The 12,521-nt window shown below is 64.3% G+C and carries 11 protein-coding genes and 1 pseudogene; 4 read left to right on the top strand and 8 right to left on the bottom strand.

Annotated features, from left to right (window positions below; all coding sequences use genetic code 11):
• Nucleotides 1-223: 223 nt before the first annotated feature.
• Nucleotides 224-3,628: a hypothetical protein gene (locus tag ACWGKS_RS21185; RefSeq protein ID WP_452523636.1), complete on the bottom strand. Its 3,405-nt coding sequence runs from the start codon at nt 3,626-3,628 to the stop codon at nt 224-226.
• A gap of 57 nt (nt 3,629-3,685) precedes the next feature.
• Nucleotides 3,686-4,018: a trypco2 family protein gene (locus ACWGKS_RS21180; protein ID WP_452523634.1), complete on the bottom strand. Its 333-nt coding sequence runs from the start codon at nt 4,016-4,018 to the stop codon at nt 3,686-3,688.
• Between the two features lie 518 nt (nt 4,019-4,536).
• Between ACWGKS_RS21180 and ACWGKS_RS21175 the strand changes: the two genes are divergently transcribed.
• The 4 genes from ACWGKS_RS21175 (at nt 4,537) to ACWGKS_RS21160 (ending at nt 8,250) form a co-directional block, all read left to right on the top strand.
• Nucleotides 4,537-4,917 carry a tyrosine-type recombinase/integrase gene (locus ACWGKS_RS21175; RefSeq protein ID WP_452523697.1) on the top strand — a complete coding sequence of 127 codons (381 nt, stop codon included), beginning with the start codon at nt 4,537-4,539 and terminating at the stop codon, nt 4,915-4,917.
• A 531-nt stretch (nt 4,918-5,448) separates the two neighbouring features.
• Nucleotides 5,449-6,633: an AlbA family DNA-binding domain-containing protein gene (locus ACWGKS_RS21170; RefSeq protein ID WP_452523632.1), complete on the top strand. Its 1,185-nt coding sequence runs from the start codon at nt 5,449-5,451 to the stop codon at nt 6,631-6,633.
• 256 nt (nt 6,634-6,889) lie between these two features.
• The gene (locus tag ACWGKS_RS21165) at nt 6,890-7,405 is read left to right on the top strand and encodes an SLATT domain-containing protein (RefSeq protein ID WP_452523630.1); all 516 of its coding nucleotides are present in this window, start codon (nt 6,890-6,892) and stop codon (nt 7,403-7,405) included.
• On the top strand, nt 7,402-8,250 hold the full coding sequence (locus ACWGKS_RS21160; RefSeq protein ID WP_452523628.1) for an SMODS domain-containing nucleotidyltransferase: 849 nt from the start codon (nt 7,402-7,404) through the stop codon (nt 8,248-8,250). The genes ACWGKS_RS21165 and ACWGKS_RS21160 overlap by 4 nt, the downstream gene beginning before the upstream one ends.
• Before the next feature lie 100 nt (nt 8,251-8,350).
• Here ACWGKS_RS21160 and ACWGKS_RS21155 read toward each other — a convergent pair whose 3' ends face one another.
• The 6 genes and pseudogenes from ACWGKS_RS21155 to ACWGKS_RS21130 all read right to left on the bottom strand — a co-directional run bounded on the left by ACWGKS_RS21155 (nt 8,351) and on the right by ACWGKS_RS21130 (nt 12,507).
• Entirely contained in the window at nt 8,351-9,193 is an 843-nt protein-coding gene (locus ACWGKS_RS21155) for a phosphotransferase (RefSeq protein WP_452523626.1), read from the bottom strand.
• The gene (locus tag ACWGKS_RS21150; RefSeq protein ID WP_452523624.1) at nt 9,165-10,070 is read right to left on the bottom strand and encodes an aldo/keto reductase; all 906 of its coding nucleotides are present in this window, start codon (nt 10,068-10,070) and stop codon (nt 9,165-9,167) included. The genes ACWGKS_RS21155 and ACWGKS_RS21150 overlap by 29 nt, the downstream gene beginning before the upstream one ends.
• Nucleotides 10,067-10,582 (bottom strand): hypothetical protein, encoded by a 516-nt coding sequence (locus ACWGKS_RS21145; protein WP_452523701.1) that lies wholly within the window; start codon nt 10,580-10,582, stop codon nt 10,067-10,069. Before ACWGKS_RS21145 ends, ACWGKS_RS21150 begins: the two co-directional genes overlap by 4 nt.
• A 48-nt stretch (nt 10,583-10,630) precedes the next feature.
• Nucleotides 10,631-10,929, bottom strand: a pseudogene (locus tag ACWGKS_RS21140) (JmjC domain-containing protein); the annotation flags it as partial.
• Between the two features lie 339 nt (nt 10,930-11,268).
• The gene (locus ACWGKS_RS21135; RefSeq protein ID WP_017578987.1) at nt 11,269-11,409 is read right to left on the bottom strand and encodes a hypothetical protein; all 141 of its coding nucleotides are present in this window, start codon (nt 11,407-11,409) and stop codon (nt 11,269-11,271) included.
• Between the two features lie 207 nt (nt 11,410-11,616).
• Nucleotides 11,617-12,507, bottom strand: coding sequence for a tetratricopeptide repeat protein (locus ACWGKS_RS21130; RefSeq protein WP_452523623.1), 891 nt, complete (start codon nt 12,505-12,507; stop codon nt 11,617-11,619).
• Nucleotides 12,508-12,521: the final 14 nt, after the last annotated feature.

Here is a 12,521-nt window from a genome sequence, read left to right as displayed (position 1 = left end):
ACACGCGAGAGCGTCGGATTAGAAGCCCACGGGAAATACGCTGTACTGCCACATATGTACCGCTTTGTTTCTGGTCGTCCGGGCGCCGTCGTGCCACCGGAGACTACACAAGACTACCCCGTGTTGTGGGGTCACGGTAATGCGGAGCACGAACGGAGGATTTCCGGCGGTCCCTGAGGTGCGGATTCCAGTCCGCTGGTACCTCAATATTTTTCTCGCTGAGTCAGCCCCTGCGACCGCCGTCCAGCCCTTTCAGCCACGCGAGTACTTGATGTGATCGCTCCAACTCGCCTTGATGGACAGCGGGCCGCGCTTCCGCGAGAGCACTCCTAATCTGGATGGCTTCGGAGATGGTCTCCAGTGCCTCTTGTTGTCGTCCAGTATCTCCCAAATGGACAGCTTGGTTGTTTAAGGAATCGGCAAGCTCGGGCAGGTAGGCGTCGGGCCATTGCTCGGCCAGAGATCGGTATTGGCGGACGGCTTCAGTGATCACCTGCAAAGCATCCTCATGCCGCCCCAAGCTTCTCAGACTGTTGGCTTGGTTGTTCAAGGAAGCGGTGAAGTCGGGCAGGTAGACATCGGGGTGTTGTTGAGCGAGTTGGCTGCGGATCACCGTGGCGTGTGTGACGGCATGGAAGGCTTCGCCATACTTCCCCATGGTCGTTAAGAGGCCGGCCTTATTGTCTAGGGATGTAGCGAGGTCGGGAGAATGGGCGTCGGGGTTTTTTTCGGCGAGTTGGTTGCGGAAGTCCACGGCGTGGGTGATGGCGTGGAGGGCTTGTTCATACCTGCCAATTTTTCCAAAGTAGACGGCCTGGTTATTAAGGGCGGAGGCAAGGCCAGGGAGGTAGGGGGCGGGATGATGCTGGGCGAGGGTTTGATAGTGGTCAAGGGCGTGGGTGACTGCCGTCAAAGCGTCTTTATATCTTCCAAGGCCGCCCAGGGAGACGGATTTATTATTCAAGGCGTCAGCCAAGTCAGGATAATGAATGTCGGGGTGTTGTTGAGCGAGTTGGCTGCGGATGTCCACGGCGCGAGTAATGGCATGAAGCGCTTGTTTATGTCTGCCCAATCTGCTCAGGCTGCTGGCTTGGTTGCTCAATGCTCCAGCGAGATCTGGGAGATAGAGGGCAGGGTGCTGTTGTGCCAGGGTGTGGTAGCGCTCGACAGCTTCGGCGACGGTTTGCGCAGCTTCTTCGTACTTGCCAAGGCGGCCTAAATGGACGGCTTTATTGCTTAGGGCGGCGGCCAAGTCAGGATGATGAATGTCGGGGTGTTGTTGAGCGATTTGGCCATGGACATCGATGGCTTTTATGATGGTTTCCAGCGCCTGTCCGTGCCTGCCCACGTATCCCATGAAGGTGGCTTGGTTGCTCAAGGCCCCGGCGAGATTGGGAAGGTAGAGGGTGGGGTGCTGTTCGGCGAGGGTTTGGTAGTGCTCGACAGCCTGAGTTGCGGCTTGCATAGCTTCTTCGTGCCTGCCTAGCGCACCCAAACGTACGGCCTGGTTATTTAGAGAGCCAGCGAGTTGGTAGAGATTGGCGCCCGGGTTCTTTTTCGCTCTTGTTCGATCGTATTCGACTAAGCGGTCTCCCAGGTGTAACGCCCATTCTCTTAGTCGATGACTGAAGGAGGGAATTGCATTGTGTAGGTCGGTGAGAACTTTTTCATTCGTATCGGCGGCAGTGGTTACTTGCTCCAAGGCCTGAATGAGGGGAGAAGGATATTCGCACTGGGTGGCTACGGTGACGGTTGCCGGGCCTAGTGTTTGAGGATGGCGTGTACACATGGCTGTTAGATGATTGTTCAAAGATGTACCGAAGGCAGGATGAGCAGCTGCGCTGGCATATAGGTTCACCAGCCGTTTAGCGCCTGCTGCGCGGATACTGTCGAGAAGGGGATCGAAGAGGCAAGGAGTACGCACGAGTTGTTGGCCGATGAAGTATTCTAAGAGCAGGTCTGGCTGCAACCGGCTCCACAATCCTTCCTCCTCTTGGGGATACAAGTCGGCGATCCAGCGGCGGACCTGGTGTTTCAGCGCGACAGTCTGGCCGTCCAGTGATGCGACGTTTGTCACGAGCACATCTGCGTCCTCGGTGGTGTCTGCGCCTAGGGTGAACGCCGCGGCCAGCACGTCCCGCAGAGGCTGCTCCAGTTCCGGTGCGTCTAGTCCTCTAGCGACGGCTGTGTGTCTCCAGTACTGGTATTCGTGGGCCAGCACCCTGCCTTCTACTGCTGTGTCAGGGGTGATGGCAGTGGAGGGCTGGCTGGCATCCAGCAGGTCGGCCAGGGCACGCATGTGCACGCTCAGGACTGTGTCCCATTCTGTCCCGGACAGGTCAGGGTCCGGGAGGTCAGCTGTGATCTGATTCCAGGCAGCCTTGACGGGAGTGCGGACAGAGGGCAGGGCTTGGGCGAGGTGGGCCAGGGCGGTTCGGTACTCGTGTTGGCGATTGACCATACGAGGTGCCAGTGGTAGCAGCGGGAATTGTTGCGTGATGTCGGCCAGGAGGTATCTGGTGTCGGTGTTGACCTGATCCCACCACTCGCCCACCGTGCGTGCCAGGAGAAGCAGTCGGATCGACGGACTTCCCGGGGGCCGGTCGGACAACCTGAGAAGGCAGGCCAGCTGTGCGGTGCGGCTTTCGGCGTAGTCCACTACGAGCAGCAAGGGAACGGTCACGTCCTTGATCACCGATAGCTCTTCAACAGTGGGCTCGGCCTTGAGCCACACTGTGGCCCACCGCCGCTGGCGGTCAGGATCGCAGAGCTTCTCAGTGAACTCGTAGGCCAGTCGGGTCTTGCCCTGCCCACCTGGGCCGTGGACCACGACCGCCGCGACCGGCTCATCGTCAGCACACCACCCAAGGAGAGTGTCCATGAGTTCGTCGCGGCCGTGGAAGGCCACGACCTGGCGGTGGGCTTCCAACAACGAGGCCGGTGACATCCTGCGTAAAGAACCAGGCGTGTGGGCCAGGTGCGAGAGTTCGACCGGCGCTGAGGCCTGAGACACACCGTGGTCGTCGAGGACGGCGCAGAAGGCGGGGTCGTGGTGCAGTACATAGGCAGGCACAGCCTCCACCGCCGCGTGGTCGCGGTGGGCGGGGGCGGTGGCTACCACCCCCACGACCAGGTCGCCGCACATCAGGGCGGCCCCGGACAGCCCACCCCACGGCGAGCCTTCGGCGCCCCACTCGGGTGGGTGGGCGGTGATGTCCATGACGTACCGGTCACGCATGATCCCGGTCCCTGGGTTGATGTTCCCGGAGAGTTGGGCGGTCTCGATCGAATGGCCTTGGCGTTGGACGAGGTCGGGGTAGCCCCAGGTGTGACACGGTGTTCCTGGTTGTTCGGTAACCAGCCGTCCCCATCGTGTGTGGACAGGGGGTGGGGTCCAGTTGGGGTCGGTGATCTCGACCAGGGCGGCGTCGTCGCGTTCGTGCGGGGTGCCTCGCCAGGCCACTCGGCCGGCGTAGGTGTGGTCGTCGGTGACGGTGAAGAACGAGACGTCGCCGCCGACCTGGGGGACGGCGTGGGCTGAGGTCAGCACCAGGCGGGGTGCGATCACACTTCCGGACCCGGTTCCGATGGTGCTGGTGATGCGGGCGATGTGCTCGGCCGTGGGCATCGGTGCTTCCTCAACAGGCGCGGGTCAACACAGGACAAGAGCAGCGGTGCGGACGGATTAGCGTCCGATACGTCCAGACCGGTCACCGGGGTCGGCGTGCTGTCGGGTGCTGTTGATGGACACGTCCCCGTTGGGGCTGGTGTTGCTGCGCGGGGTGAGGGTGAACGACACCCGGTGGGAGTGGGTGCGCCCGGCACCGGCCTCGGCTTCCCCGGAGACGATCCACGCGGCGACCTTGCCCTTGGCCTTGGCATCGACGCGGAAGGCGACCTCGAACTCCATCCCGATCGGCCCGACGTCGAAGGCCAGGTCGGCGTCCTCGGCCTGTTTGATGGCCTCGGTCAGTTCGTCGCGCAGGGTCTGGACAGCTTCGGTGAGCCGGAGTTCCACACGGTCTCCTTGAGTGGTGAGGGGCAGGAACTGGTGTACCGATCCTAGAAGGAGTGAAGGTGTCCTGGTGGGGTTTGTGTGTTGGTGGCCGTTCACGGCCACTGGTGCCAATTCCACGTGCCCGCTGGTGCTCCAGGAGACGGATGCTTTCGTCTCTTCTTCGTCATGCCCGGATGCGGAGGGCATAGGTGGGGTGGGGGGTGGTGGCCATGGTGTCGGGGGATGAAGCGTCGGTATTCAAGCGGTGTGGATGTCGGGCTGACCAAAAGAAGCTTCTGGGGCGGAGCTGTCCGAGGTTGGGAAGGCGTGGGCATGGGAGCTGGTACTTCCCGGTGGACCTGCCGCGTCGTGACGGGGTACGCAGGCGAGTCAGGCGAGGTGGGTTCGCCTCGAGTGGTGCGGCGAGTGTGGCTGCCTACCGGCTGGTGAATCCGTGTGCGGAGCAGAGGAGTGGGCGGCTGCTCACGGTGAGGCAGTGGCTGGGACTGGGCTCATGCACGGACATTCGGCGATTGACGGTGCGCAGTTACCTGGTGTTCATCAGTATCAAGGGAGGCGGCCTGGCCCTGGGCCGGCTGAGCCGCCTATTCCGGAATCTGCACACGGAGAGCGGACTGCCACCGGTACGGCTGCACGATTTGCGGCATGGCGCGGCCACGTTCGCGCTGGTGGCCTGGGTGGACCTGAAGACGGTGCAGGCGATGCTGGGACACGCGAGCATCGTGTTGACCGCGGACACGTACACGAGTGTGCTGCCCAAGGTCGCCCACGAGGCGGCGGCGCTGGTGCTGCGCGATGCCCGGTCGGCACCATGCGCTCCGACATCGAAGGAATCGGATGGGGCCCACACGGGTCCCACCACGGCAACGCCTGCCGGGGATCGGTGGGCGTTGTTTTAGATGGGAGCTGGTAGGGGCCCAAGGGGATCGAACCCCGAACCCGCGGATTAAAGTCGGCGGGATGGCGGGGGTTTCGCTCCGCTATGTAGTGATTCGTTCCGGCCTGTCCGGGCGCTGGCGTGCCACCGGAGACCACGGAAGTCCACCGTTGAACAGGGGGTTCCGGAACACCGGAGCTGCAACGGAGCTAATCCGGGCCCCTCAAGAACGCAGACAAAATCCGCTGAATCCTCGAAGTCGCCCTGCCTCAAGCTCTACATGGTGCTCACGAGAGCGTGGTAACCAACGCAGGTGTGCCCCGGAGAGATTCTGGGGTCTTTACTGCGCGAATGGGGGTGAGTCTGACCAGTCTCTCCCGGCTCGTGCAAGTTGTACCAGCGAACCGGACGAGCCGGACACAAGTCGCCTGAACCTGCGGTCAGTGACGAGACCTGCAGCGCGAGGGTCACGCCTGCTCCACGCCGCAGCTCCAACGGTCGTTGTCGTGGGAACACATGCCGGTGCGTCAGTGCTCGCTGGTAGAACAGCATTATGACGAATCAGCCTGAACCTTCGAGACACCAGAAGGTCAGCGCGGCAGCGCAGCAGATGCTGGCGCTCGGCGAATCGGGTCGCTTTGAGTTCAAGCGTGATGTTGACGCCGTATCGGTTGGCCTGCTTGCTGCTCTCGCCAACTGGGTCGCCGCTGATCCGGCTCGCCAGGTTGCCCACCTTCTTGTCGGCGTGGATGAGGTCGAGGACGAGACCACAGGCCTGGTGTACGGGCGACCGTTCGGCTTGTCGAAGGGTCTCGACAAGGCTGTTTCCCGGATCCAGGACGTGGCGAGCAAGACGCGACCTATCCCGGTCGATGCCTTCATCGTGGAGGAGGGAGTCCTCGAAGAGACGCCGTTTGTCCGAGTCGAGGTGCACCCGACTATGCCGCCGCATTTTGATGACCAGGGTCGGCGCCAGACTCGCCAAGGTCGGTCTACGAGGGCACTGACAGACGATGAGTTGTTGCGTATCTACCTTGACCGTGAAGCAGGAAGTTTTGCTGCGCGCTTCCGGCAGGTCAGCGACGAATTGCGCTCAGCTGTCGGTGCTGTGGGGAGCCAAGTTGATCAGATTGCTGAGGGGATCGAAAAGCACGTTTCCGCGCCGATCTTGGAGTTGACCAGCACCACCCACGAGGCCGCCGAGGCCGCAGAGTCCGCTTCGTCTGCTGCCGACTCTGCTGCTTCCTCAGCTGACTCCGTCTCCTATGAAGTTGAGCATGTGCAACGCCTGGTGCGCCAGCTTCGGGAAGTTGTGGAAGACATCCAGGACGACTCCACCCAGAATTTGGCGTACCGGGTCATACGGCTGCGGCGGAAGGTGTGGTGGAACTTCACTGTTGATACCTGGGAGCACAACTCGAAGCGAGCAGACGGTCTGGAGGCTCGGCTCCGTGACCTTCTTTCGGTCGATGTATCTCTCGATGCCGATCGCAACTTTTGGGAATTGCGAGTCTGGCAAGACCTGCTTAAGGACCGCCGCGCGCAGCGCGGTGAGCGGGGTACACAGAAATGGTGGGACGCGGCGATCCGCGAAGTCGTCTCTTTCATGGAGAATCCTGCGTACGCCGCGCCCGAACTCCCGGATCTCCGCAGTGCTCTCAAGGCCGATTTCGACCACGAGGTCGATCACCCCGAGAGCGCGACGAATGTGTTCGGTGGACTGTTGGAGAACTCGTGAGCACCGCTCTAGGCATCCGTTGTTCCCCAGCGCAAGCACGAACCGTGCCAGCGGAAGCCTTCACAGCAAGTCCTTCGTATGCGCCCACACCCTCATGCGATGTACATCGAATCGCTGGGATATCGAGACGCCGCTCTCTCCGTTCGCCCGGGCAGTTCGGATAGCGTGGTGTTTCCTGTGTTTTTCGGATCACTGTCAAGGAGGGCGCGCTCCGACTTTGGTGGTGCCGAGGAACCAGGCGATCGAGGGGATGGGCATGACGGATCCTGCTGGTGTCGCACAGCGCGAGGAGATCCGCGTCGAGATTGTTCGGGTCCATGAGAGCGCCGTGTTCTCCGCTCAGGGCCAGTTCGAGGCCGCCAAATTCTGGCGGATGCTCCACTGGGGCATCGGCGCGCTCACAGCGGGCCTTAGCACCACGGCAGCGGTGATCACGTTCGCTGCGGATGCCCAGATCTGCTCGGGCGTCCTGGCTGTGGCGGCGGCCATCGCGGCTGCGGTGCTGACCGGCACTCGCCCGGATAACCTCGCTCAACGGGCGCAGAACAGCGGCAACGCCTACACGACACTGCGCAATGATGCTCGGCGGCTGCGCCACATCGGGGTACCGGCTGACCCCGTGCCGGAGCTTCGAGATGCGCTGACCGAACTCGCCGCCCGCGCGTCCGAGCTGGATCACGCCGCGGATCCGATCCCACGCTGGGCGTACCGGCTCGCCAAGCGCAACATCGAGCGCGACGGTGGCCAGACCTTCGAGGCTGACCGCACATGACGGGGGCGACCGGGCAATCGACCCTGGTATCGATTATCCAGGCCATGACGCCTGATGAGGAGGCCCGGAGTACCGCCGCTGGCCACCGCGCCTCAATCGAGTCCTGGCTCAAGCAGGACCTGAGGATCATCCGCATGCGCGAGACCGGCTCATGGCACCACGGCACCGCGATTAGCGGCAGTAGCGACGTCGACTACTTCGTGACGATGCCAAGCACCAGGCCGACGGACTCATGGACTGCTCTGGAGACCGTGCGCGCGTCGCTCGCCCGGGGCCTCACCGATTGCTGGGTGCGCATCGACCGCCCTTCCGTGCGTGTGACCTACTTCGACGGCGGACCTGCTGTGGAGATCACACCGGCGTACTACAAGGCAACCGACGACTACGACATCCCAGACCCCGCAGGGACGGGTTGGATCCGCAGCAACCCCGCCGTCCACCTCAACTACGTCAACCGTGCCCAGCGTGATACTGATGGCAAGGCGAAGGATTTGATCCGGCTGGTCAAGACGTGGAAAGCGTGGAACTCCGTGCCGATCTCCTCGTTTTATCTCGAGATGCGCACAGCACAGTACGCCTTGGCGAACACGATCATCATTTACGACTGGGACCTCCGCAACCTCTTCAAGGGCCTGGCCGATGGGGACCTGCGTGAGATGAACGATCCCACCAACTACGGCCGGCGCATCGCGGCTGGGGCACACAGCCTCGCTGACTCGATCTCGGCGAAGTACGCGATCGAGGAGGCCGCTCATTTCGCTGCGCTCGCGAAGGACGCGTCCGATGCGGAGGATCACGCCGTTGCTGTCCAGCACTACGTCCGGCTCTTCAGCATGCAGCCTTAGCTCCATGTCTCGTATCGGGTGTGCTGGGGGCTCTGCTTTGTGCCTGCGCATGAATCAGGCCACTTAACCAGGATGATCAGATGAGGCCAGCCCAGTGCGGCTACTGCGGAACGAGTACCTCGCTAGCGAGCTGTTCCGCGTAAAGTTTCAGCCGGGTGTGGACGTCGTCGCGCTCGGAGGCCTGGATGATCTCGGCGCAGATCACCAGTTGGGCCAGGCGGCCGTGCTCGGTGTTCAGTACGTCACCGAACACCTCGCGCACCTTCGCGGCGGTGGCTGGGGCGGGCAGGGCGTAGGCCAGCAGGACGGCCGCGTCGTATCCGGCCGGGGCGGCTCCCCACCCCTCCCAGTCAAGGACTTCCAGCGGGGCGCGGGTCAGGTTGGCCCAGTGCAGGTCTCCGTGAGCCACTTCCCAGCGGTGCACGGTCAGGTCCTCTCCGGCCAGCTCGGGGATGAACCGGGGGATCCGGTTGATATACGCCTGCGTCATCACCTCCCGACCCGTTGGCACCGAGGTAGCGCGAACCTCTTCCAGGCAGGCGCGCAGGTTCTGCCACCACTGGACCTCCACCGGAGCCGTATCGGACAGGTCCGGCGTCGGTGAGAGAACCTGACCGCGAAGGCGCGTCCACAGAGTCGCTTGGAACGCGCCCTCCTCCTCTTGCCAAGCGTGCTCGCCGAGCATCACCGGGCGCGGGACCGCCTCACCGAGCAGCGCGTCCGCGAGCGCGGCGCCTTCCCAGATCTTCCCCTCCGGCCGAGGCACGACCATCAGCCGCAGCCAGGCCGGGAGCCCATCGGCCACGGTCACCGGGCCGCTCAGCGTGCGTCCGCCCACCCCGGAATGCAACGAGACCTCAGCAGGGGCGCAGACTCCGAGATGTTCGGCCGCCTGGTGCCATTGCCTGGTCAGGTCAGGGGGCAGGTGGGTCGAGGAGGTCACAGAGTTCCTTGAGTCGGTGTTCGGGCACAGGTTCACGGATCGCTTCGGCGGCCTGCGCGTAGTGCGTGCTGTTGGTGGTACTGATCAGGACCCCTGTCAGGCCTGGCGCTGACGCGGCGACCTTCAGCGCGACCTCAACGGGGCCCGCTCCGGGCTGCACCGATTCGGCCAGCTTCGGGGTGATCAGCGGCAACAGTTCGCCGCCGTGGAAGGGGGCCGAGGCCCACACTCCCAATCCTGCCTGGCTGGCCTGGGCGATGGGGCCGCTTCCTTCCAGGCTCTGGCGGACGGGGGCGATCTTCACCATGGACACAGGGAGCTGGATCGCGCGGAGCCCGTTCTCGGGTCGGCCTGCGGCTTCCTCAGCGAGGCGGAGCAGGTCGGCGACGGTGAAGGCCCCGGTGTCGAACCCGCTCCAGGTGGCAACGCCGTACCCGCCGATGGCCCCCGAGGCGTACAGCTCCTCCAAGACGACGAAGGCGGACCGTAGGCGCTGGTGGAGGTCGCCCCGCTCTTGGTGGTGGTGTTCGGGGTTGTGCAGGTACACCAGGTCGGGCCTTCGCCGGAGTTCGGTGCGCGACATGGCGACCTGGTAGCGCACGTAGTCGGGGGCGATGCTGTGCCCGAGCTCGGCATCCTCCCGGGAAAGTGCGCCGCTGGTGAGCGCCACCCGGGCCTGGCCACCGGTCATGTAGCCGACCTTGGTGGAGAGGCGGAGCCGGGGATGTTCACGCAGCACGGGCGCGATCGCGGCTTGGTGCGAGCCGCCTCCGTACACGGGTGCGGTGTCGATGAGGGGGCATCCGGCCGAAGCCGCGATGCTCACCGAGGTGGCGGCGTCGCGGCTCCGGTAGGTCCCCATGCCGAGGAGGGTCATGCGGTGCCTTCCCAGGCCAGCGCACCATCGTCCATCAACCTGCGTAGCAGTCCCAGAAGCGCCTTCTCCGAGATGTCGGGCACCAGCTCGTGCAGTTCCTTCACACAGGTGGGCCCGTTGCGGTTCAGGTGGGCGATCGCCGGGGCGGCCTTGGCCGAGAGGCGCCAGCGTCGTCCCTGCGCGGCGTAGACCACTTCGTCCCCCGCCTGGGTGTGTTCGGAGGTGACCGTGCCTCGCGGGGAGGCGAACCGGACGACGGAGGACAGCGTCAGGTCGCCGGTGACCGCGACCGGCAGGCTGAACACCGGACGTGCCGCAGAGGTCTCGTCCTGGCTTCGCCAGTATTCCTCCACCACCTCCGGAGAACGCAGGCGGTCCGACACCAGCTTGGAGATGCGCCGGACCCAAAGCGCGTGCTCATCAGACGCACGCGGAACGTCGGCCCTGATCTCGTCATGCTCGACCAGGTCGTTGACCATCCAGCGCAGGAAGCTCACCCCGGTCGTGGTCACCAGACCGCAGGTGAGGTGCAGGCTCGGCTCGCCTTCGGAGGCGGCGACCGCGTGCCAGCATCCTCGGGGGACGTGCAGGATGTCCCCGGGGCCAGGACGAACTCGTCGATGATCTCCGTGGGTTCCTTTTCGGCGAACTCGACGTCGTCATGCAAGGGGGCGAGACGGGTGTTGCCGTAGATGCGCCACCGTTTGCGCCCCGACACCTGAAGAACGATGACGTCGTGGTCGTCCCAGTGGACTCCGAAACCCTCCCTGCTGGTCCAGGAGGCGTAGGCGTTGACCTGGATTCCGGTCCTGAGCCAGGCCTCCAGTTCGCTGATGAGCCGTCCGATCGGCAGGTGCATCTCGTCGATGGCGTCCAGAACCAGCGTCGCGCCCTCTTTGAGCTGCTGCTGGAACAGGTGAGGGACGGGCTGGTTCCAGTCGGGCATCCGTCGGTACTGCCGAAGCCGGGTGTAGGAACCGGCGTCAACGACCCCTCCTGCGGCGAGCCGCATCCTGGGGGAGTCGAGCCTCTGGTGTGCGAGCAGTGTGTTCAGGTCCGACCAGTTCAGCAGGTCGGCGAAGGCCTCTCGTTCGCCTTCGCCGGCCGGGTAGCGGCGGTGTTCGCGGCCGAGCACCTGGGCGGGGAACTGGTCCCCGCCCAGACGGCCGCTGATCAGGTCAGCGGTCAAGGTGTGCTCCTAGTACAGGCCGTTGTCGTTGGTGTCGCCCCTGCCGGTGCTGCCCCCGTCGGAGGGCTGCTCGGCGCGGGACCGGACGGCCGCGATGTCCTCCACCGCGAGGACCAGCTCGTCGTCGGCGTACTGCGTGGTGCTGTCCATCAGGATCTCCTCATACCTAGTTGGATTCGGGGGTGCGCTCTGCATGGGGCGGTGCTCGTGCTCGGACCATGCGTCCCTTCCTGGGCTTCGCGCTGCTTCCCTGCCTGGGCAGTGGTGGTTTCTCAAGACCGACCGGGGTTCAGGCGCTTCTCGGTCGCGGCATCCACGTATCGCTGGGCCAGGGGCCTCGCCCCGCTTCGGCGGCGTTCAGGCTCCTGCCGTGACCGGCTTCGTCATGCGGGAGAGCTCTTCGACGTCGGCGTGGGCTCCGATCGACTCGGCCAGACCGACGATGTCCTGGAGTACGAGTTGAGCCTCGTTGGGCCGTCTGATTCCTCGAAGAGCGGTCACCAGGCTCCGGCCCGTGCGGACCTGTTGGTAGACGTCGCCGGTGACGCGGAACCAGTCGTAAGCGTGCTCCAACGACTTGAGCGCCTGATGGTGGTCCTGTTCGGCGAGGTAGGTCTCACCGACGCGACGCGTCGCGAGAACCACGCCCCGCTCCCGTGCTTGCCCGGAGAACATGTCCCGGGCCATGGAGGCGTGCTCGCGGGCCTTGGACGGGTTGCCCTTCTTCATCTCCACCATGCACAGGGCTTCCAGGCAGGAGGCCTCCCCCAAGACGTGGCGCCCCTTGATCCAGAGGGCTCGCGCCCGCTGGAGGTAGGCCTCGGCGACGCCGATGTCCTCCAACCAGATGTGGCACTCACCCAGACCGGCGAGCATCCGAGCGTGTGCGGTGGGACCGCACCCGCGGGCGGACTCCTCCGCGACCTCGTGCGAGATCCTCCAAGACCGGAAGTCCTTGCGAACGCGGAAGAAGGACTGTGTGGACTCGGCGTACTGCCAGGACTCCTCGTGGCGGCCGAGGGCGTTCGCGATGCGGATGCACCCTCGGATGATCGAAGCGGAGGAGTCCATCCACTGGAGCGCGTCTTCGTAGGAGCGGAACACGCTGCCCTGCTCAGCAGCGGAGTAGTCCGCGAGCCGCCACCGGCGGGGATTGATCCTGTGGTCGGCCTCCTGCGCAATGGGCAAGTAGGTGTCGATCAGCTCGCCGGTCACTCGGTCGGTGTCGTCGAGGGTTGGGGCACTCACCAGGGTCCTTCCGG

The sequence above is a fragment of the Nocardiopsis sp. NPDC055879 genome, from assembly GCF_053615935.1.
This window is presented reverse-complemented; position numbering and strand designations above follow the sequence as displayed.